The 22,117-nt window shown below is 47.0% G+C and carries 17 protein-coding genes, 1 pseudogene and 1 riboswitch; of the genes and pseudogenes, 10 read left to right on the top strand and 8 right to left on the bottom strand.

Translation table 11 applies throughout. From position 1 onward, the window contains the following. Positions 1-40: 40 nt before the first annotated feature. Positions 41-613 (bottom strand): DUF937 domain-containing protein, encoded by a 573-nt coding sequence (locus tag AC1S5B_RS24435; protein WP_482038264.1) that lies wholly within the window; start codon positions 611-613, stop codon positions 41-43. An 852-nt stretch (positions 614-1,465) separates the two neighbouring features. Continuing rightward, positions 1,466-4,522 (bottom strand): excinuclease ABC subunit UvrA, encoded by a 3,057-nt coding sequence (gene uvrA, locus AC1S5B_RS24430; protein WP_482038263.1) that lies wholly within the window; start codon positions 4,520-4,522, stop codon positions 1,466-1,468. Positions 4,523-4,910: 388 nt separating this feature from the next. Between uvrA and AC1S5B_RS24425 the strand changes: the two genes are divergently transcribed. From AC1S5B_RS24425 to AC1S5B_RS24390, 8 genes are all read left to right on the top strand, one after another. After that, positions 4,911-5,267, top strand: coding sequence for a hypothetical protein (locus tag AC1S5B_RS24425; RefSeq protein WP_482038262.1), 357 nt, complete (start codon positions 4,911-4,913; stop codon positions 5,265-5,267). 177 nt (positions 5,268-5,444) lie between these two features. Next, positions 5,445-5,801 (top strand): phasin family protein, encoded by a 357-nt coding sequence (locus AC1S5B_RS24420; RefSeq protein ID WP_482038261.1) that lies wholly within the window; start codon positions 5,445-5,447, stop codon positions 5,799-5,801. A 164-nt stretch (positions 5,802-5,965) separates the two neighbouring features. Continuing rightward, positions 5,966-6,439 (top strand): hypothetical protein, encoded by a 474-nt coding sequence (locus AC1S5B_RS24415; protein WP_482038260.1) that lies wholly within the window; start codon positions 5,966-5,968, stop codon positions 6,437-6,439. 160 nt (positions 6,440-6,599) lie between these two features. Further along, positions 6,600-7,979, top strand: coding sequence for a cobyrinic acid a,c-diamide synthase CobB (locus AC1S5B_RS24410; RefSeq protein ID WP_482038259.1), 1,380 nt, complete (start codon positions 6,600-6,602; stop codon positions 7,977-7,979). A gap of 205 nt (positions 7,980-8,184) precedes the next feature. Beyond that, positions 8,185-8,393: riboswitch (cobalamin riboswitch) on the top strand. 380 nt (positions 8,394-8,773) lie between these two features. After that, positions 8,774-9,949 (top strand): fatty acid desaturase, encoded by a 1,176-nt coding sequence (locus tag AC1S5B_RS24405; RefSeq protein ID WP_482038258.1) that lies wholly within the window; start codon positions 8,774-8,776, stop codon positions 9,947-9,949. Positions 9,950-10,002: 53 nt separating this feature from the next. Then, entirely contained in the window at positions 10,003-10,941 is a 939-nt protein-coding gene (locus AC1S5B_RS24400) for a methyltransferase domain-containing protein (protein ID WP_482038257.1), read from the top strand. A gap of 26 nt (positions 10,942-10,967) precedes the next feature. After that, positions 10,968-11,270: an iron chelate uptake ABC transporter family permease subunit gene (locus AC1S5B_RS24395; RefSeq protein WP_482038256.1), complete on the top strand. Its 303-nt coding sequence runs from the start codon at positions 10,968-10,970 to the stop codon at positions 11,268-11,270. A gap of 162 nt (positions 11,271-11,432) precedes the next feature. Continuing rightward, entirely contained in the window at positions 11,433-12,191 is a 759-nt protein-coding gene (locus AC1S5B_RS24390; RefSeq protein ID WP_482038255.1) for a proteasome-type protease, read from the top strand. 115 nt (positions 12,192-12,306) lie between these two features. On the opposite strand, the gene AC1S5B_RS24385 is transcribed toward AC1S5B_RS24390, so the two are convergent. The 6 genes and pseudogenes from AC1S5B_RS24385 to AC1S5B_RS24360 form a co-directional block, all read right to left on the bottom strand. After that, positions 12,307-12,642, bottom strand: coding sequence for a hypothetical protein (locus tag AC1S5B_RS24385; protein WP_482038254.1), 336 nt, complete (start codon positions 12,640-12,642; stop codon positions 12,307-12,309). A 441-nt stretch (positions 12,643-13,083) separates the two neighbouring features. Continuing rightward, entirely contained in the window at positions 13,084-13,977 is an 894-nt protein-coding gene (locus AC1S5B_RS24380; protein WP_482038253.1) for a type I restriction enzyme HsdR N-terminal domain-containing protein, read from the bottom strand. 194 nt (positions 13,978-14,171) lie between these two features. Next, positions 14,172-15,404 (bottom strand): RNA polymerase sigma factor SigC, encoded by a 1,233-nt coding sequence (gene sigC / locus AC1S5B_RS24375; RefSeq protein ID WP_482038252.1) that lies wholly within the window; start codon positions 15,402-15,404, stop codon positions 14,172-14,174. Between the two features lie 506 nt (positions 15,405-15,910). Next, the gene (locus AC1S5B_RS24370; RefSeq protein ID WP_482038251.1) at positions 15,911-16,873 is read right to left on the bottom strand and encodes an NAD(P)H-dependent glycerol-3-phosphate dehydrogenase; all 963 of its coding nucleotides are present in this window, start codon (positions 16,871-16,873) and stop codon (positions 15,911-15,913) included. Positions 16,874-16,876: 3 nt separating this feature from the next. Beyond that, positions 16,877-17,776 (bottom strand): annotated as a pseudogene (gene lipA / locus AC1S5B_RS24365) (lipoyl synthase); the annotation flags it as partial. Between the two features lie 557 nt (positions 17,777-18,333). After that, positions 18,334-20,043 carry an ABC-F family ATP-binding cassette domain-containing protein gene (locus AC1S5B_RS24360; protein ID WP_482038250.1) on the bottom strand — a complete coding sequence of 570 codons (1,710 nt, stop codon included), beginning with the start codon at positions 20,041-20,043 and terminating at the stop codon, positions 18,334-18,336. Positions 20,044-20,170: 127 nt separating this feature from the next. On the opposite strand from AC1S5B_RS24360, the gene AC1S5B_RS24355 reads away from it, so the two are divergent. Continuing rightward, positions 20,171-20,761, top strand: a complete 591-nt coding sequence (locus AC1S5B_RS24355) for a Uma2 family endonuclease (RefSeq protein ID WP_482038249.1) — start codon at positions 20,171-20,173, stop codon at positions 20,759-20,761. 292 nt (positions 20,762-21,053) lie between these two features. Further along, positions 21,054-22,076 (top strand): PDDEXK family nuclease, encoded by a 1,023-nt coding sequence (locus AC1S5B_RS24350; protein ID WP_482038248.1) that lies wholly within the window; start codon positions 21,054-21,056, stop codon positions 22,074-22,076. Positions 22,077-22,117: the final 41 nt, after the last annotated feature.

Raw genomic sequence — 22,117 nt, 5'->3', positions numbered from 1 at the left:
CTTTACCCCTTTTACCCCTTAGATTAAAACTGACAGCCTACTACTGATGCGGCGCGTTGAGAAAGCGACCCGCAAATTTCACTACGTCACCCAGATCGGTGTCTCCATCGCGATCGCCATCTAGAAAAGCGCTTAGGAGAGGATTTCCACCCCGACTCCCTGGAGTGGGCGCACCCATATTGAAAAAATTCATCACAATGGGTAATACCGAAGGCAACATACTTTGAATCATGCTGGCGTTCATGCCAGTTTTTTGAGAAATTCCATTAATTAGCTGTTGTTGCATTTCAGCAGGAATCATAGACTGTAGCGCTGACATATCGAAATTGCCGCCAGATGCCTGTCCCATCATGCCGCCTAATGGGTTTGTGCCTGCAAATTGACTCATCATCCCAGCCAATTGAGATGTTCCACCTGCTGCGGTTGCTTGCTGCTGCAAGACTGGACGCAAAGCACTGCCAACTGCCGATATCAAAGATTGTGTAGCTGAGGGATCTAGCCCATTTTTGCCAGCAAATTGCTGAACTGCATTTGTCATAGAGCTTAACCCCTCAATGCTTGCCTGTTGATTCGGGTTGTTTACCGCACTAAGTACGTCGAAGAAAAGTCCCATAGTCTTATTCCTTTTAGTGTCAAATCATTTCAGCTTGATCAAAACTGAGTGAGAACCATCGGTAGCTATTGTGTCGGATGCCGGAAAAGCTGACAAGCGATCGCCGATACCCATGAATATCCCCTAAACAGGAATTTGTCTATTAACTTAATCTTCTTTCAACAAAATAATTGGACAAACTGGGCAAGAAAACCATAGAAAACCTTAGCGGCAATCACCAAGGTTGCTATAAACGCCGCCACTGGTATAGCAGCTTAAAGTTTGGACTGGTCTTCTTGAAGTGGAGCTTGCCCTACTAGAAGTGCTAGAAAATCTAGAAGAGCTAGAAGAGTCATAATGTTGAAGGTTCACCCTTTCCCTAAATTTACGACCCCATTCAGCACATTCTGCCTCTCTTTCAGGGCTGCTTCCTGTTTGAATCATTCTGCAAGAGCCAGGAATGCCAGCGACTTTCGATACGGGAAAGTTGTAGGCATTGAGTTCTTCAGGTTTACCGGCTAGAGCCGAAGTTGAATGCAAAGTAACTGCCGCAGCCGATGTAAACACAGCGACAAATCCCATCAAGGCGTGTAGAGGTTTCATAGGATTTAGGTAAGAGAAGGTTTGGGTGAGAAAAGATATGAGTCTAGACTGCCCACTTAATTCCCTTGCGCTTACGGCTATGTCTAAAGTTCCGCAATCCTACGAGCTATCGATGGAGATACTGATTTACACGGAGAACGGATTTATTGAGTTACAGGCTGCGATAAGTTAAGCAAGTTAAACTAGCAGCGGAAATTGCCTAGTAGATGCGGCGGAGCTAGCTTTGGGCGCCACTTTTGGGAAACTTGACTATCTCTATCCACCCCGGATCTAGACAGTTGCAAGAACGGAGGCAAACTGCTGTAGAACTTGTTTTAAGTATTGCCCAGTGTAGGAATTTGGGTTTTCTGCCACGGTTTCGGGAGTGCCAACTGCAATCAGTTCTCCACCGCGATCGCCGCCTTCGGGTCCTAAATCAATCAGCCAGTCAGAACATCGAATCACATCCAAGTTGTGTTCAATGACTAAAATAGAGTTGCCCTTATCTACCAAGCGCTGCATGACATCGAGCAATTTATGAACATCGTAGAACGATAAGCCTGTGGTGGGTTCGTCGATTAGGTAAAGGGTTTTGCCTGTTGCCCTGCGCGATAATTCCGTTGCCAGTTTTACCCGCTGCGCCTCCCCGCCCGATAAGGTAGGAGCGGTTTGTCCTAGCCGCATGTAGCCCAATCCCACATCTGCCAAAGTTTGCAGACGGTTAAAAGCTTGGGGAATGTTTTTAAAGAACTCCGCCGCCTCTTCCACGGTCATATTCAGCACATCTGCAATGGATTTCCCCTTAAATTTCACCTGCAACGTTTCGCGGTTATAGCGTGCCCCTTTGCAGACTTCACATTGCACGTACACATCCGGCAAAAAGTTCATTTCAATCACGTTTACGCCTTGCCCAGCGCAGGCTTCACAGCGACCGCCTTTGACATTAAACGAAAATTGCCCCGGCTTATAGCCCCGTGCTTTGGCTTCGATTGTTTCGGCAAACACATCTCGAATCACGTCAAACACACCAGTATAAGTGGCAGGGTTGGAGCGAGGAGTGCGACCGATGGGTGATTGGTCAATCACAATCACCTTATCCAAAGCGCTTAACCCATCAATTCCATCCATGTCTTTGGGAAACGGAATTTTACTGCCGAAGTGATGTTGCAGCGCGGGATGAAGCAATTCGTTGATCAAGGTTGATTTACCAGAACCGGATACGCCTGTGACGCTGACCAGTTCGCCTAGGGGGATTTCAACATCAATATTTTTGAGGTTGTTGCGGTGGGCATTGCGGATTTTGAGCGATCGCCCATTCCCAATACGACGTTCTGTGGGCGTATTAATCACCTCGCGCCCTGACAGATACGCTCCGGTTAACGATTCTGAGGCAGCCAATAAATTCTCAAAGCTCCCTTCGGCAATAATTCTGCCGCCATGTACGCCTGCTCCAGGTCCAATATCGACCAAGTGATCGGCAGCGCGAATAGTTTCTTCATCGTGTTCCACCACGATCAGCGTATTGCCCAGATCGCGCAGACGCACCAGCGTTTTTAAGAGGCGGGCATTATCTCGCTGGTGCAGCCCAATACTGGGTTCATCTAGCACATACAGCACCCCTGTTAACCCGGAACCTATTTGGGTAGCCAGCCGAATTCGTTGAGCTTCACCACCAGATAAGGTCATTGCAGCGCGATCGAGGGTGAGATAATCCAGCCCCACATCGAGTAAAAACTGAAGTCGAGCTTTGATTTCTCGCAGCACCAAATCGGCGATCTGTGCCTGCCGCGGAGTCAAGTTCATTTGATTAACGCGATTGAGGCACTCACGAATGGAAACGCCCGTTAAATCGGTGATGCGATATTGCCCAATCCGAACCGCGATCGCTTCCGGGCGCAGACGCTTGCCACCGCAAACTTCACAGGGTTGATCAACAAGATACTGCTCTAGTTTTTGCTTATAGGTATCAGAGTTAGCTTCTTGATACTGGCGCTCCAACATCGGCAAAGCACCCTCATATCGGCGGCTGTAGCCTTTGTTCTCCCGATATCGAGAGTCCACATCAATCCAGATGGGTTCTTTGGAACCATGGAGCAGCACATGCTGTTGCTCGTCTGTAAGATTCTTCCACGGCGTTTGAATATCAAAGCCAAAGGCTGCTGCAACGCTGCACAGCAAAGAAAGATAGTAAGTATTGTCTTTGTCTGACCAAGGGGCGATCGCGGCATAGACGGGCAGTTCTGGCTTGGGAATCACCAATTCTGCGGAAAATTTGCGATGCATTCCCAACCCGTGACAAGCAGGACAGGCACCATAGGGCGAGTTAAAAGAAAACAATCGCGGTGAAAGCTCTTCCATCACTGCACCATGTTCGGGGCAGGCGAAATTTTCAGAGAAGACTAGAGAGATAGGGGCTAGAGGTTCCAAGCTAGGAGGATCACCATAGTTACCCCCTTTTTCAGCCACCTTGAGGGATTGCCCCGCCGGAAACGCTACTACATTGCTGCCCTCATCTTTCTTCTCTTTTCCCTCTTCTTTGTTTCCTGCTCTCCCATCTGCCAACACATCAATAATGGCAATGCCTTCAGAGTGTTTCAGGCAAGTATTGAGAGAATCTACTAGACGTTCTTGGATTCCCTCTTTTTTGACTAGGCGATCGACCACGATTTCAATCGTGTGCGCCTGATTTTTATCCAGTTCAATTGAGTCTTCCAGTTCGCGAACTTCACCATTAATTCGGACGCGAACAAAGCCCTCTGAGCTAAGGCTAGACAGCAGTTTTCGGTGGGTGCCCTTTTTGCCGCGAACCACAGGAGCTAGAATTTGAAAGCGTGTGAGATCGGGCAAATCCATCACGCGATCGCTCATCTGATCAATACTTTGGGGTGCAATTGAGCGATCGCAATGGGGACAATGCGGCTCGCCAGCACGTCCATACAGCAAGCGCGTGTAGTCATAAATTTCGGTGACGGTGCCCACACTGGATCGTGGGTTATGAGACGTAGATTTTTGATCAATCGAAATGGCAGGACTCAGCCCCTCGATCGCATCCACATCAGGCTTATCCACCTGACCCAAAAACTGACGGGCATAGGCACTCAGCGATTCAACATAGCGACGCTGCCCCTCCGCAAAAATCGTGTCGAATGCAAGGGATGACTTGCCTGAACCCGAAACCCCAGTAAAGACAATCAGGCGATCGCGAGGCAACTCTAGATCAATGTTTTTTAGATTGTGCTGCCGTGCCCCCCGAATCCGAATCGTATTGAGGGGAGAGGGGAAAACAGGGCTATGACCGTTTTGAGAATGAACGGCTGGATCGTCTGAACTATTCCGGCGTTTAGGCATAGAAACCGAAGGACACATTCCTTAATGATTTATAGATTCTATCGTCTCTAATCGATACTGCACCTTTTTAGCTGGAATCAATCCTGCTTCAATACGGTTAGCTTGATCAAATTTGTCTGCTTAGATTAAGACATCGACTTACGCTAATCGTCCGAGCTTTAATACTTATGATAATTGTCGATTTAGTTGACTTTATTTAATAGTTGTGTAGATATTCAAAAGAAAAAATCTTGTCTTGTCGTCAGTCCAATGATAGAAACATAACTATAGGACATTTTTACTATTTTCTCATCAAAGAAAGATTGATTGCTACCTAAAGTTGATACTTTAGGTAGAGCATAGGGTTAACTGAAAAAAGCTAAGTTCGCAAGAAGTAATTAATAAAAACATGTCTAATTCAAGTGAGACAGTCAGTTTAACAGAATTATCCGATGAAGCCCTTTTAGAAATTTGCAGAGCCGCTGAGGTGATTGCTTGTGAGTGTCCTGGCTATTTGGCACGTTTGCTACGGCAAGTACGGACATTCCGCGTTTACACGACTAGTTGTATTGAGCAGTTTCCATCGGATACGGACACTCATCTTTGGCTAGCAGAGCAAGCAGCACGGGTTGAAGACATCCTTCTACAAACAATGATTGAGCTAATGCAGAGAGAGAACCTAATTGATAGTGAGCAAAAGGTTTCACTGGATAAATTATCCGAACGGGCGCGCGCCACAATGCTAAAACAGGTTGGCATGTCCTAACGCAGCCCCCACCTGCTGCAAAAATTCACTGCCCGAAAACTAACGGCCCAAAAACTAACGGCCCAAAAACAATGGCAATTATGAGTCAATTTTGCTTATCCTAAAGGGGTAGAGAATGGGGTTTCTTATTTGAAATTTGATTGACCTGTTAAATCTTTGATTAGGGGAAAACAAGCAATGGGGTTGGGAGATATCGTCCAAAAAGCGATGTATTTGGGAGTTGGGCTAGCCTCTCTAGCGGGAGAGAAAGCGACCGAAAAATTGGCTGAACTGCGATCGCAAGCCCAAAAGCTTGCTGATGAAATGGTGGCACGCGGCGAAATGAACACCGAAGAAGCCCGTCGCTTTGTTGATGAGATGGTCAATAAAGCGCAAAATCCTTCGGTGGAAAGTTCTATTCCTAACCCTTCAGCCGAGCCTCGTAAAATTGAGATTTTGGATGAGGATGAATCTGCCGCCCAAGATGATGTGGATGAAATGCGTCGTCGAGTAGAAGCGTTACAAGAAGAGCTAAAACATCTACGAAACAATTGACTATTCGACTTTACGAGGCTTTTTACAGGGTAGATTCTAGGGTATGATGGCTGCATCCATTTTTGCAGCGGTCTAGCTTGCATAGTTGAATACTGTCTAGCCCATGCATTTGAGGATGCGCCCTATTCCTCCGGTATTCTCTAACGTAATTGAAATAGGTCATTATGGAAAGTTGGTCGCAGGAATTCTCTGAAATGATGCAGACTTTGGTAGAAGGGGTTGAGCAGTTGGTCACTGACTTGACCCAGCAAATGGACAAGGCGATCGATTCTTTTATCGATACATCAGAAGAGATTGCCGAGCAGTTGCAAAACACATTTGAGCGTGAAATTGGGACACCCATTAACGATTTTTTTGACCCCATCATAGATGCCTATGAACTTGAAATTGAGCCTCACCTAGATGATTTTTTTGATCCTCTTTTAGAAGCGTATCTTGGGTTTGAGATTGCGGTTGAAGAAACGACTCAACCCTTTACCCACACGGTAGAACCGATGTTGAATGATCACGGCGCTTGTGTAGGCTGCCGCAACTATCATGGTCAGGCATACAACGGGGTGATGCTGGTTTGTGGAATGCATCCTTCGGGTTGGGAAGAGGAAAAATGCCCCGATTGGCAGTCAACTTGGAAAGAATAGGGAGCCTTGCTGAATCTAAAATGAAGCGTTTGGGAGCAGTCTCTTGTGAATTCCCTTCATCGTCGTTAAGGTTTACTTGTCTTCAGCACTGCTCTGAGTAGCTCTATGGTTCAAACCTATATTTCGGAACTTTTTTGAAAGATTAACTAAAAGAGCAACAATGGCAATCGTAATTGCAGGCGAACGTAGCGGAGTGGGTAAAACCACTGTTACGCTAGCGCTTTTGGCGGCGCTCTGTCGGCGCGATCCGGCGCGAGTCCAGTCGTTTAAAGTTGGACCCGACTATATCGATCCGATGTTTCATCAGTTTGTCACGGGGCGCGCCTGTCGCAATCTTGATCCAGTTCTCACTTCAGAAGCTTATGTAGTTGAGTGCTTCCAGCGCCACTGTCAATCTGCCGACTTTGCACTGGTAGAAGGGGTGATGGGATTATTTGATGGCGTAACGGGCAAAGATGATTGGGCAAGCACAGCACATATCGCACGATTATTAGGATTACCGATCGCGCTAGTGCTTAATTGCAGCAGCACTTCCCGTTCCATTGCCGCGATCGCCCATGGCTTTACTAGCTTTGATCCTCGGTTAACCTTTGCAGGAGTCATCTTAAATCGGGTCGGCAGCGATCGCCATCTTCAACTCCTCCAAGATGCGATCGCACCTCTCAACCTGCCCATTCTCGGAGTTCTGCGACGACAAGACGAAATCACCATTCCCGATCGCCACCTCGGACTCATCCCCACCGCCGAACTTCCTCAACTAAAAACCGTCATCGATCATCTTGCCCACCTCGGCGAAACCTGCTTCAACTGGGACATCCTCTCCCCTCGCCTTCAGGCTCCTTCTCCCTCTCCCCCTCCCCCTTTCCCCCTCTCCCCCTCATCCCGCCACCCCGACACCCCGACACCCCGCCTTGCCATTGCCCGCGATCGCGCCTTCAGCTTCTACTATGCCGACAACCTCGATCTGCTCCAAGCGGCTGGATTTGAACTGGTGGAATGGAGTCCGATTTGCGATCGCGTCCTCCCCGAAAACATCCACGGTTTCTACTTTGGCGGCGGTTTTCCAGAAGTATTTGCAGCGGCATTAAGCGACAATCAAACGATACGGCAAGCAGTGAAAACGGCGATCGTCGCCGGAATGCCCACTTATGCCGAGTGTGGGGGATTGATGTATTTGTGCGATCGCATCATTGATTTTGAATCGCAGGCATATTCTATGGTGGGAATCTTGCCAACAGACGCGCAAATGGGTAAGCGACTGACCTTGGGCTATCGACAGGCAACCGTACAGCGATCGACCGCCTTGATTGATGCCGGTGAAATCATTTGGGGACACGAATTCCATCGCTCCTACTTAACCGCCGAGCCAGAACAACCGATATTTGCAATGCAAAACTATGACGGCATGCTACATCAAACCGAAGGATGGCAACCGCTTCAAGTTCATGCATCCTATCTACATCTACATTTTGGCGGAAAGCCTAGGCTGATCCAGCGATTGTTGCACCAGTGTCAGCACTATCAAGCGGGGTTCAAGTAATCGACTCTAGTTCAACAATCCAATATCCACAAAGCGATCAACTCACTGAATCACTGTGTCTTGTTCCAGTGAGTTGATCGGATAACAATACACTTGATCAGTCGGTAGGATGGGCTTTCAACCAATAGCCCAATCTTAGAACTGGGTGCGTTTGATCAACTTTCAGCCCAACGAAGATGTCAAACCTCTATTCCTAAACTATGCTAATGTCTAAGATGATATCGGTTCTGATGGGGAGCAGCCATCAGACGCAAGGGGGAAAGTTCGGTGTGAATCCGGCACTGTCCCGCAACTGTAAAGGAAGCAATGAGTGATGAGCGTTAGATTTTGAGCCTGTTGATTTAACTCAAAACTGAGAACTCAAAACTCAAAACTTTCTCTAGTCAGAATGCCCGCCGATCGCGGTTAACGTTCACCCCTATCTGCGAGGTACAGATTGTGTCTAAAAGCTTTTTTCGGTTTCAATGGGCTGACAGCAAGTCGCATCACAGCAGCAAATAGCTTATGGCAACCCTAGCCGATTGCCTTTAACGGATGGCTGAAATTTGACGGCGTTTTAGCCATTGCAATTCTGATAGTGAACTCATAAATGAAAATCATGGTCTAACGGCTGATGTTCTCATGTCCATGTTCATGGGAGATCTAAGGAGAGCGATCGCCCTGTTTAGACCGATCGCGCATCAAACATCAAAGCTGTAGCAATCTAACTTGAAGTGATCGCACGTCCCTAAATAGGGATAGTCAATCAGCGATGCGGGTAATTCCTTGAGCTTATTCATAAGAGATTTATTTGAATGGAAATTACGGTTAAAAAGTCAGATTTTGTTTTAATTCCCTACGTAAAAAGCAATGATTTACTCGCAACTTATCAAATTCTTAATACAGTCGTCCCCTATTTTCTTTTATGGTTTTTAGCCGTTAAAGCCGCAGCTATTTCCGTTTTATTGCTGCCGCCCATTATGGTTTTGATCACACTTTTTTCAGTGCGATGTTTTTCTTTAATGCATGATTGCGGACACTATTCGCTTTTTCGTGCAAAACGGGCTAATCGGTTGGTCGGCTTTATCTTGGGTGTGATCAACGCAATCCCTCAATATCCTTGGTCAAGGGGACATGCCTATCATCATAAAACAAACGGCGATTGGGAGCGGTATCGTGGACCCTCTGCCTTGCTCTCAACTGAAGAATTCGCCAAACTGAGTCCATTGGCTCAGCGGCGGTATGAGTTCTTAAGACACCCATTGATGGTTTTTCCGGGTGGTTTTTTCTACCTGGCGATTAAGTCAAGACTGGCTCTAATCGTGGGAACTTATGATTTTCTCCGTCATGTATTGACTTGCTTGAAAAGCAACCCCGGCATGGGTTTCGCAAAAATTATCTCTTCTCACAAATCTAGAAGTTGGTATACAGCGGCTGAGTTTTGGGATTTGCTTTTCAATAACATTTGCGTAGTCAGCAGTTGGATTTTCTTCGGTTACCTACTGGGATTTGGGTTCTTTCTAAGCGTTTACTCAATCACGCTGACGGGCGCGGCGGCAATCTTTATCTGTGTCTTTTTTGTGCAGCACAACTTTGATGGCTCTTATGCCCACAAAACCGAAGACTGGGACTACTTACAGGGCGCGATCGCGGGCAGTAGCTATCTAGAGTTGCCAGCAGTGCTCAAATGGTTTGCCGCAGATATTGGATATCATAATATCCATCATCTTTCCGAAAGAATTCCTAACTACAATCTTGAGGCTTGCCATAATCAGAATAGACACTTACTCACTCAGGTAAAAAAGTTGCGAATAATCGATATTCCTGATTGTTTCAAATTTATCCTGTGGGATTCTGCCTCAAGTCGTTTAGTTTCGATCGCATCATTTCGTCAAACTGTCCAACCCATCGGAGATGCAGAACAAAGTATTCCAAACAAAATTGAGATAGCAAAAGCGATCGTCCAAAAGGTTGAGGTTTTATCTAAATGAACTTATTTGTTGCTGTACTTGGCCTTCTCCTCGCACTACTGATAGCAGGCATCGTGCTCTATCTCTTTACGGCTCGTCGCTATCAATCCTCTGACTCGGTTGCCAACTCTTACGATGAATGGACTGAAGATGGGATTCTGGAGTTCTATTGGGGTGATCATATTCACCTGGGTCACTACGGTTCGCCGCCGCAACGCAAGGATTTTCTAACGGCTAAATCTGACTTTGTACATGAAATGGTGAGCTGGGGCGGGTTAGCTCAGCTTCCCCCTGGCACTACTATTTTAGACGTGGGATGCGGGATTGGCGGCAGCAGCCGTATTTTAGCGCGAGACTATGGCTTTGCCGTCACCGCAATCACCATCAGCCCCCAGCAAGTGAAGCGAGCACAAGAACTGACACCAACCGAACTAGATGTGCAATTTCAAGTAGATGATGCGATGTCGCTGTCCTTCCCAGATGCCAGTTTTGATGTAGTCTGGTCGATCGAAGCAGGACCTCATATGCCCGACAAAGCCATTTTTGCCAGAGAGTTGATGCGAGTGGTTAAGCCGGGTGGCGTGCTGGTGGTCGCGGATTGGAATCAGCGAGATGACCGCCATAAGCCGCTGAATTTTTGGGAAAAACCCGTAATGCGGCAACTGTTGGATCAGTGGTCTCATCCTGCCTTTGCCAGCATTGAAGGATTTGCTGAACTGCTGGAGGCAACGGGATTTGTCGAGGGAGACGTAATCACCGCAGACTGGACAGAACAAACTCTGCCCTCCTGGATCGATTCTATCTGGCAGGGCATTGCTCGACCGAGTGGCCTGGTGCGATTTGGTTTAGGGGGGTTCGTTAAATCGCTGCGAGAAGTGCCAACTCTACTGCTGATGCGATTGGCATTTGGTGCAGGTCTTTGTCGGTTCGGGATGTTTCGCGCAGTTCGCAGCAAGGTGGAAACAATAGATGGGCTGCGGGAGAAAGCCTATGCGAATGCGAAACACATTTAAGTATTAAACGAGCATTTCTGGTGATTATGACGGCACGAATGGTGCAGAGCGCGATCTCCCACCTCGTGTTGGGCTTGATGTTTGGCTATGCCACGGGTGCGATTGTCAATATCTTGCTGCAACTCAGTTCTGACCAACAAGTACAGCAGTTTGTTATCTGGACATTTAGTAGTTTTGGCGGGGGTACTGGGGCGCAACTGCCCCTAATGGCGGGTAGAATTGCCTTGGGTAGCACGATCGCATTCACGACCACGATGATTCTACATATCATGTCACTGAATGAAGCTCAGGGGAGCAACCCTCCGGAGTCGATCGCGATGAATAGTTGATTTTAAATAATATGCATCGCGGGAATAGAGGGCAGACACAAGAGATTTCCTTTACAAATTTCATCCCCAGATTCAGGAATGCCCACAATTTTTCTCAGCAGTTTTTTCCTCAGTTTCTTTTAACCGCTTTAGAATCAAAAAGAATTGTTTTTTGCTGGCTGCATGACCTATTGCCTTGGAATTATTACTAACACGGGTTTGATTATGGCAGCCGACTCTCGCACTAATGCTGGAGTAGACTACGTTTCAACTCATCCAAAATTATTCGATTTTTCTCAAATTGGCGATCGCGTGATCGTGCTTTGCACCGCAGGAAACCTGTCAATGACCCAGGCAGTCCTCAACCTGCTGCGCCGAGATATTGATACCCAAGCCGAAGTGAATCTTCATACCTTGGATAGCCTCTATGAAATTGCCCGGTATATCGGCGGAAAAGTTCGGCAAATTCGCGAACAAGATCGTCAATGGCTCGAAAAAGATCGCATCGATTTCCAATGCAGCTTTTTGCTAGGAGGGCAAATCAAGGGCGAAGCCCCAGGGCTATTTTTGATCTATAGCCAAGGAAACTGCATTCAGGCTTCCAAAGATACGCCGTTCTTGCAAATTGGGGAAGCAAAGTATGGTAAACCCATTCTTGATCGCATCCTCAACTTTGAAATTTCGCTAGAAGCCGCTGCCAAATGCGCGCTACTTTCTATCGATTCCACTATGAAATCCAACATTTCAGTCGGACCGCCGATTAACCTAGTGATGTATGAAAAAGATTCCTTCAAAATCCGCTACGAGCTAAAACTAGAAGTAACGGCACCTTACCTGTCACAAATGCGTCGTTCATGGGAAATTTCCCTAAATGAAGCCTTTGGTCGGATGCCTGATGTTGATTGGGAACAATACCTTGAGTTTCCTACTGGGAAGGGCTAGTGGCTTTCCTATTAAGCTGACATACCTCTAAATTGCATAAAAAAGGGGCTTAAGCCCCTTGTCTACAGATTGCCTACAGGGCTTCTCAGTTTTTGCAGACCGTCACGGCCTACGCTTAGTTTGGCAGATGGAACAGCGATCGCACTCTCACGCCGATGATTGTTCCTAGCAGAGTGCAACTGATCCATACCCAGCCATGCAAACTGGTCGAAGCGATCGCGGCAGTCGTTTGCTGACAGTAGGGTGTATTTTCGGCTTGAGCAGGCTGCAACGGTATCGCAGAGACTACCAATCCTGCTGTCACACAGGTGATAACGGCACGGCAAAAAGCAAGGCGCGATCTCTGACTAAGCGCGATCGTCAAGGCTGGTAGACGTTTAGATGGAGTCTGCGTTGCACAATGCAGAGGCTTGAAATCATTAGACACCATGGCACAAATCAAGATAGGCAAAAATCTGTCCTACCAGACTAATGCAGGATTGCAAATTTGGAACAAAAAGTAATCGGACAGCAAAGCTGAATTGAATATGTTCTAGCGTAGCGGTACGCAGTGCGATTCGATTTCTAGAAAATAGAGTATTCCAAATAAAAAAGGGATAGCGAACTATTCCAGTTGTTGTTCTTACAGTCAGGAAAGAAAAGAAAATCAACCCAATGCTTTTAAGTAATCGCGATCTCGCCTTGTCGTTAGCCTGAGTTCACCCTAATGTTGGTTTCTTTGTAGCAATTAGCAAGAGCGCGATTGCACTATTTACTGAACAGATGGAGTTGTTAAATCAAGATTCGCAGCAAAATTTTAGAAGATTTCTGCTGGCTATGGGCAAGGGAGATCGTTCTACTTATCCTGCGGCGAAGGAGGCGATCGCTTTATTCTAGACAGTACCGCTGCTATTCATCCAAGCGATGTTCTAGACATTAGGGCATGCTTTATTTCTTCATTAGTAACTTTATATCCAGTTTTTTTCGTTAGAACTACCCGAATTTTACTAATCACTTCCTCGTTTAATAAAGCGTCTGTTATGTTTTCAGGACTTAGCGCCCAGATCTTTTGCCATGCTTTTTCGAGTAGATGCTTTTTAGACATTCCATGTTTAGAAATTAGATAAAAATACTCTGCTTCTTTTTCATCTAATCCATCTAATAAATCAACAGTAAAAATTAAATCGTGTGAAAGTTTCTCACCTGTCGAAATTCTGTACAGCCTCCAAACCGCACCGTTTGTAAGAATAACCCACTTAATTCCAGCATAAGCACCGTATGCCGTTGCTTGATAAATATGATTCTCTTTCAAAGAACTACGAATAGCTTTAGCTTCTAAAATAAGAAAATCTTCACTACTTACTGAAAGAACATAATCAGCTTTTCTACCATTGATTTTTTGCTCTGTTTTTATATCATCTATTTGATAACCTAATACCTTTGTAAGAACTAAGTCAATTAAAAGGCGTGTATCGCTCTCATTGTCTCCTTTGTTGTAAGAATTTTCCAACAGCGGAATAATCTCTTTTGTCGAAATTCTGATGTTTTTAATTTTTTCTTGAATAACTTCCTTTCTAGACTTTCGCTTTACAGTTTGTTCTAAATTTGAAGATGAAGACTCAGCTTCTCTATCGATTGCTTCTGCATCTTCCTCTTCTGCGAGTAAATCCTGTATATCACCTGGTTCCTGAAGTTCTTCAATCTTAAAAACAGTGTCACAACGCTTGCACCGAACTAGCCTACCTAAAGATTCAGGGTTTATTTGGTAGTCTTGTAGACATTCCAGATTAGTACAGATTGTTTTCATATTTTTTGATTAGATGAAGCGTTGACCTTAGAGTTTCTAGATTATTTTGAGACTCACACAATCAATGGAAAAATTTTTGTGAAATTGAATGTGCATTGAGTATTGTTTTAAACAAACACTCTGGGGACAGTTCACTATACCCAGAGTGTTTTTATGTTGATAGGTAACTGGATTAACCCAAGGCTTCCAGGTAATCAACGGACGCGGTTGCGGCGTTTGGGTTGGCGCAGTTTTTGCAGCGCTTTTGCTTCAATCTGGCGAACTCGTTCACGAGATAACTCTAGTGCCCGACCAATTTCAGCTAAGGAGTAGGGTTGCCCATCGCCCAAGCCAAAGCGCATTTGGATGACATCCCGTTCACGGGTGGTCAGGTCTGCTAGTAGCTGCTGGAGATCACGGCGAAGCGCCTCCCGCATTAGGGTATCTTCGGGCGTGATTTCATCGGTTTCCAGCAGATCGCCCAGTTCCGTATCTTTTTCCTTGCCGACCTTGGTTTCCAAAGAAATGGAGCGAGGCACCCGCAGCAACACTTCCCGCACTTGGGCTGCAGTCATATCCAGTTCAAGGGCGATGTCTTCAATGCTGGCTGTCCGTCCTTTCTCTTGAGAAATTTTGCGCTGCGCTTTTTTGATTTTGTTCAGCTTTTCGGTAATGTGGACAGGCAGGCGAATCGTGCGGCTTTGGGTGGCGATCGCGCGGGTAATGCCTTGACGAATCCACCAGTAGGCGTATGTGCTAAAGCGATATCCTTTGGTAGGGTCAAATTTTTCGACAGCGCGTTCTAACCCCAAAGTACCTTCTTGAATCAGGTCTAGCAGTTCCAAGCCACGATTCTGATATTTTTTAGCAACGGAGACGACTAAGCGCAAGTTTGCCTTAATCATATGTTCTTTAGCACGACTGCCTTCAGCCTGGATGCGCTCTAGCTCATCAACTGGCAGGTTTGAGATCGCTGCCCAATGACGTTTTCCGGCTGCTAAACTCGGCTTTAGTTCTGTAATATCGATGCCGCTTTCGGTTGCCCAGCGTTCTAAGGAAGGTCGATGTCCGAGTTGAGAAGCAAGGCGATCGTGGGTTTCTACCAATTTGACGTACTGCTGAATCGCTCCCGTTTCTTGGTTTACTGCTGCTGCTGCACGCAACTCTAGTAAAGCCATGTAGCGCTGAACTCGCTGGGCTTCTGAGACTTCTTCGTCTCGCCCTAATAAGCGAACCCGCCCAATCTCTTGGAGATATAAACGAACAAGGTCTGTTGTACGGTGAGAGGCGGCTCGATAAAAACTGTCAGATTCAACAGTATCGATGTCCAAGTCTATCAGGGCTTCAACAGGATGATCTTCAGCGTTAGGGCTACTCGGCTGAAAACGTCGCGAATAGACTTGTTGTTCGTCATAGTCTGCTTCAGCGTAGAAAGTTGTTGCTGGCATAGTCTCGTCTCGGTTGCTCCAGATAAGAATTAGCTTCAGTCAGATATAAAAGTAGTGTTCCCTTCAGGGGGGACTGATGAACACGGCTTAGGGTTCCGTAATGATCCCTTTTTGAAGCTGTCAACATAAACAGTCAGAATTATGCGATCGCTCAGTCTTATAACCAGTCGTAGATTGCTGCACCCAATACTTACAAAGGCAGAACTTGTCTAATGTCAAAGAAGGTTAACTTTTCTAACAGTTTCCGCGTTTCGGTTAGGATGGAGAGCCATCACCCAAAAGGTCGTGACCTGAATTAAGGCATACGCTAACCTACATTACCCTCTTGCTTCTTTCCTGACTTTGAAAGCGTAATCCGGCATCTTTACCAAGGCTTTGAATCCTGGTTTGTTTGATTAGGAAACCGTGAAGGACGAGGAAAAAGACTTGTATTTAGACGGGGAAGGAGTTTTAAGAGTTGAATTTTGAGTTTTTATGCGCCATTAGCCCCTCGCTATTCCCTGTTTTTAGCAATTTTCGGGTTTGCGATCGCGCAGCATTAAAGCCTCAAGTGCGGCTTGGGGGGTGATGTTTCCTTGCAGCAATTGATCAACCTGGTGAGAAATGGGCAAAGCAATCTGCTGCTGGCTAGCAAGACGCATGAGAACTTGGGTGGTGTTGATGCCCTCAGCGGTGCCTTGCAAAGATGCCAACACATCGGATAGGGATTTCCCCTGAGCCAAGCCGTAACCTACTTGATAGTTGCGGCTGAGGGCGCTATTGCAGGTAGCAAGCAGGTCGCCTAATCCCGATAGACCGTAAAAAGTTTCGGATTTAGCGCCCCAATCGGTGCCGATGCGAATGATTTCTGTGAGTCCACGAGTGACGAGGGCGGCTTTGGCGTTGGTGCCCAGTTGCAAGCCGTCGCAGGCTCCTACCGCGATCGCGATCACATTTTTCAAAATGCCGCCCAGTTCCACGCCCAGCACATCCCCATTGGTGTAAACCCGAAAGCTAGTAGAGGAAATAGCCTGCTGTATTTGTTCTGCCGCCGTTTTGTTGGCACTGGCAACTACCGTCGCAGCGGGTAAACCTGTTTGAATTTCTGCTGAAAGATTCGGTCCTGATAGCACGACTACCGGGTGAGCAGGCAAGGCGTTCTGCCAGATTTGCGAGGGTAGGGCAGGCAGTTCTGCTTCACTGCCGGAATCGGGGTCAAGCCCTTTGGTGGCAGAAACAAGGATGACATTGGGCGAAATTTGCAGCGATCGCACCTGCTCTGCCACTTGCCGCACCCCTTTCATCGATACAGCAGAAACTATTACCTGTGCATCCGCCAAAACGGATTCTAAAGATGGCTCGCTTTGCCGTGACCACAGCCGCACGGTATGCCCTTGTTGCACTGCTAAAGTTGCTAGGGTGGTGCCCCACGCTCCAGCACCGAGAATGGCGATCGTTAAGGGCGGCTGGGGAAAAATGGGGTCATTCATCGCTCAAAACTTATCGCTCAAAACTTTACTGCGTGGGTGGCGTTCCATCAGAGCACGTACCTGTTCGGCGTGGTAGGAACTGCGGGTGAGGGGAGAGGACACCACTTGCAGAAAGCCGATGGATTCACCGTATTCGCGCCATGCATCGAATTGCTCAGGAGTGATAAAAGCCTGCACTCCTAAATGCTTTTGGCTGGGCTGGAGATATTGCCCAATGGTGAGAATGTCACAATCCGCTTGCCGTAGATCCTGCATCACTTGTTTGACTTCATCGTCAGTTTCGCCCAAGCCTGCCATGATGCCGCTTTTGGTATATATCCAGGGTGCCAGTTCACGGGTGCGGCGCAGTAATTCCAGCGATCGCCCATAGTCTCCCTGGGGGCGAACCCGACGATAGAGGCGCGCGATCGTTTCGGTGTTGTGATTTAGCACGTCTGGATTCGCGTTAAGGATAATTTCTAGGGCATTCCAGTTAGCGCACAGGTCGGGAATTAACACTTCGATGGTCGTGCCAGCAGATGCAGCGCGGATGGCGTGAATGCAGCGATCGAACTGAGAAGCGCCCCCGTCAGGCAAGTCATCCCGATTGACCGAAGTCACCACTACATGATTTAAGCGCATTCGTCGCACTGCTTCCCCTAGGCGATCGGGTTCTGTTCCGTCGAGCGGCTGCGGTTTCTTTTCAAAATCAATATCGCAGTAGGGGCAAGCGCGAGTGCAAGCAGGTCCCATAATCAAAAAGGTGGCAGTGCCATGACTAAAGCATTCGCCAATATTGGGACAAGAGGCTTCTTCGCAGACTGTATTTAATTCTAGATCCCGCAGAATATCTTTAACTGTGCCGACCCGTTCCCACTGAGGTGCTTTGACTCGTAACCATTCTGGCTTAACAACCACGTTTAGATCCTGCTGTTGTGTATGGGTTTAGTGTATCAAGCAGACGGGCTAGGAGTCAGGTGTCAGGTGTCAGGTGTTAGGTATTAGGGTAAGGGGCTGCTGCCAAAGCGTAGGGTGAAGTGAACCAGAATTTAATGGAGACTGAATATTCAGAAATGAGCCTCCACTGCATCATGCCATTCTGAACCTAAAATTGGCATCGCTCAACTCTGGAATTTTCTTGAGGACTGTTGAAAGCAACACAACAGAAGCCCAAACATAAAGAGAGACAGCAATAAGCCCCCTTACCACTGTCTCTCTAATTTCTCACATTCGGTTGATGCCACACAACCTATATTTCAAAAGTAGCTTTGCTGTTTCTAAAGTAGGTAAAGCTAGGGTGAAGTCTTTGTGAGGAGTGTGTAAGTTTTAGCAGTCACTCATTTCTCCTTGACCTGTTTGTAGCCACTTTCCTCTGTCTGTGCAAAAAGTCTATTGGAGTGTAGAAAGTGCTGAGATCGCCGCTTGCAATAAGATCGCCGCTTGCAATAGGAGTTGCGATCGCTCGCCCTCGCACCCAATTATTATGTTTTCGCGGTTTTTTTAGATTTCTCTTTTTGCTTAGTGCGTTTTGCTTCCGCTTTTGCCGCTTTTGCCGCTTCGATCGCTTCTAGTTTTGCCTGTTCTTTTTCCGCTGCCACCTTATCCAGGTAGTAGTGATAATCGCCCCGGAATAGGCGCAGTTGCCCTTCGTGAATGTCCACGATTTTGTTGGCGACTTGAGAGATGAAGTAGCGATCGTGGGAGATGAGGATAGCCGTGCCGTCATAGTTTTGTAGGGCGGTTTCCAGCATTTCTTTTGCGGGAATATCCAGGTGATTGGTCGGCTCATCCAAAATCAACAGGTTGACGGGTTGCAGCAGCATTTTCGCCAGGGCTAATCGGGCTTTTTCGCCGCCGCTGAGGGCTTCTACCTTTTTAAACACAGTCGAGCCTGTGAATAAAAAGCTACCCAGCAACGTCCGCACTTCTTCATTGGTCCAGTCAGGCACATCATCGTGAATCGTTTCAATTACGGTTTTGTTCAAATCTAGGGCTTCTGCCTGATTTTGTTCAAAGTAACCCGGAATGACGCTGTGCTGACCAAATTCAATCGTGCCGTCGGTGGGCTTTTCCATACCCATGAGCAGATGCAGCAGGGTCGATTTTCCGGCACCGTTGGGTCCGAGGATGGCAATGCGATCGCCCCGCTCGATCAGCAAATCGGCTCCCAAAAATAAGATCTTGTCGCCGTAGCTGTGAGTCATATCTTTGATGATGACCACTTCGCGACCGCTGCGGGGAGCGGGTGGAAAACGGAATTTCAACGTCCGAACTCCAGCATCGGGCGCTTCGATCCGTTCGATTTTGTCTAGTTGTTTCTCGCGGCTTTTTGCCTGGGTGCTGCGGGTGGCACTGGCACGGAATCGATCAACAAATGCCTGCTGTTTTTCCAGTTCTTTTTGTTGACCTTCATATGCGGCAAGCTGCGACAGTTTGGCTTCTTCCTTTTGCAGCAGGTAGGCAGAATAGTTACCTAAGTAAGTCGTAGAAACACCACGCTCAGTTTCCACAATTTGGGTGCAGAGGCGATCGAGAAACTCGCGGTCATGGGAGACAATCACCATGGGCGTATTGATGCCGCGCAGGTAGGTTTCTAGCCATTCAATCGTTTCTAAATCCAGATGGTTGGTCGGTTCATCCAACAGCAGCAGATCGGGCTGTTGCAGCAAAATTTTGCCCAAGCCCATCCGCATCTGCCAGCCACCACTAAAAGCACTCACCAAGCGATCGCCATCTTCTGCCTCAAAACCCACCTCTGGCATCAGCTTCTCGATCCGCGCCTCCAGACCATAGCCATCCAGACCTTCAAACTGACGCTGAAACCGATCCATTTCGTGGATGAGCTTGTCTAACTGTTCTGGGTTAGCAGTTTCCATTTGCCGATGCACTTCCGTCAAGGCTTCATGCACGTCATTCGCTTCTTTGAAAGCCCGCCACAATTCTTCCCGGACGGTGCGGCTAGGGTCTACATCAAATTCTTGGCTGAGGTAAGCAATCCGCAGGCTATTCGGACGAATCACCTCGCCGCTGGTCGGTTCAATTTCGCCTGCAATAATTTTTAGTTGGGTAGATTTGCCAGCCCCATTGACACCGACAAGCCCAATGCGATCGCCGCCTTTCACTTCCCAATTAACGTCTTTCAGGACTTCACCCGTGGGGTAAATCTTACAAATATGTTCCAGGCGTAGCATTAAGAGTCTCCGGCGTGAGAATGAAGGATTAAGGCACTGGGATGACTTTAACAAAAATTAAGAATCATTGGCGAAAAGAATGACGTGATAGAACAGATGAAATCAGCCAATTTTTTAGGCGAAGCCCATGACTGCCACTACCCCGATCGCCCAAAAACTCACCTTTGAAGAATATCTGGCGTATGACGACGGCACCGATACGCGCTACGAACTGGTCAACGGAGAATTGATTTCCATGGGCATTGGATCAGGGCTACACGGAGAAATCATGTATTTACTAGAGCGTCTGTTCAATCAAGAGATTGAGCGCTTAGGTCTAAGTTGGGTAGCTCGTCAGGCTGCGATTGGCGTGCGATCACCTCGCGGTGGGCGGTGGGATACCTCACGCATTCCCGATGTGGTCGTAATTGGGGCTGAGCAGTGGCAGGATCTCCGCAGCCGAGAAGCCGTGATTGAAGTGAATCAACCCGCGCCGCTGCTAGTGGTGGAAGTTGTCAGCGAATCAACCAAAACCACCGACTACCGCGCTAAACGAGTGGAATACAACGTTCGAGAGATCCCGGAATATTGGGTCGTTGATCCGCTGGCTGCCAAGGTGACCATATTCACCCTGATCGACGATTTGTATGAAGGGCAAGAATTTGTGGGAGATGCGATCGCTCAATCCACCACCTTTCCATCACTTCAACTCACCGTCACCCAAATCCTCACCCCATAACTCAGGCACCCCCTATCGAATAAATAAACCCACGTCGCCATCATCTGAAGACATCCAGAAACTCTCCATCAATCCACCTCCGTCGGCAGACTATACAGAAAATTTCCGCCGCTCCATCCGATTTGGGGTGATATGCGGAAACTTTCTCTCTAAAATAATATTGTTATGCTGTAAGTCCTCGGTGGGGTGGCAGTTTGAAGCTTGCCTGTCTGGTGCGTAAAGTTAAGTCGTCTGGAAGTTTTTGTGCTTATTTGGGTACTGGAGTTGATTAGTTGTGATCAGTGGAGTAGCGTTGTATAAAACTTCTAGTGGCTGGGGATTTATAAGTGAAGCAGCATTAGAAAGATTTATCTGGGCAAATCTCAAGCAACTATTTGGCGTTATTCCCCTTAAGCAGCAATATATTTCTAATAGTGAAATATGTGACATTCTTGCTGTAGATGACGATAAAGGACTTGTCATCTTAGAGTTGAAGAACGTAGAAGATCGATACTTAATCCAGCAGCTAACTCGCTACTATGCGAATCTTCTAGAAGAAAAACCATTTTCTCAAGAAGTTGACTATTCTCGCTCAGCTCGACTTATTGCAATCGCGCCAAGTTATCATCGGCATAACTTAATTGATAAAGAGTACAGCCAGCTTAACTTTGAGCTTCTTCAGTTCTCTGTTGTCAAGGATGAAGAAGGTTTTCATTTCCTTCTCCAAGAACTGGGACAAGACTTTGATCTTAAGAAGCATTTAATTCCATATCAACCAATTGAAACTTCAGCGTTTGAGGGTATTCCAGAACCTCCAGAACTATTAATTAAATGGTTGGGTGGCTGCACAAGAGAAGAACAGGAAGGCTTTCTAAAAGTGAGAAGTAAAGTTCTCGCTTGCAATCGCCGGATAAAAGAAATTATTGACAAGAGAACCATACAGTATGGATCTGGAAAGACAAGGTTATGTGCAGAGATAGTTTTTCAGCAAAAGTCACAAAAGCCTGTCTTATTTCTGTGGTTGCCAACCCCAAATACGTATTTGTGGCGTGATTCCAAGAAGCCTATGATTGGTCGTCTTCGCGTTTGGACTAATGGACAGACAATTTCTCACGTAGGTCATATACCAGATGGTTTTGGCAGAATGAAAACAAGGTTGGAATGGGAGCAGATACCACCCGAAAAACGTCCTCACATGATGGAGAGCTTATCAAGTAAGTCGCGTACTCCAGTTAAAATAGAGGGATACCTAAGATGTCGAGACAATCCAGAAAAGCCAGATTTCTGGGATGTGTTATCGGCCTTGGCTATAGAGAAATGGTTAGAGAAAGGATAGTAGCGGACAGCATAATAACCCGGTTGGCTCGGACTGGCGTG

The organism is Leptolyngbya sp. CALU 1928 (assembly GCF_056784215.1).
The sequence above is the reverse complement of the archived record's forward strand: the minus strand, read 5'-3'. Positions and strand labels throughout refer to the sequence as shown.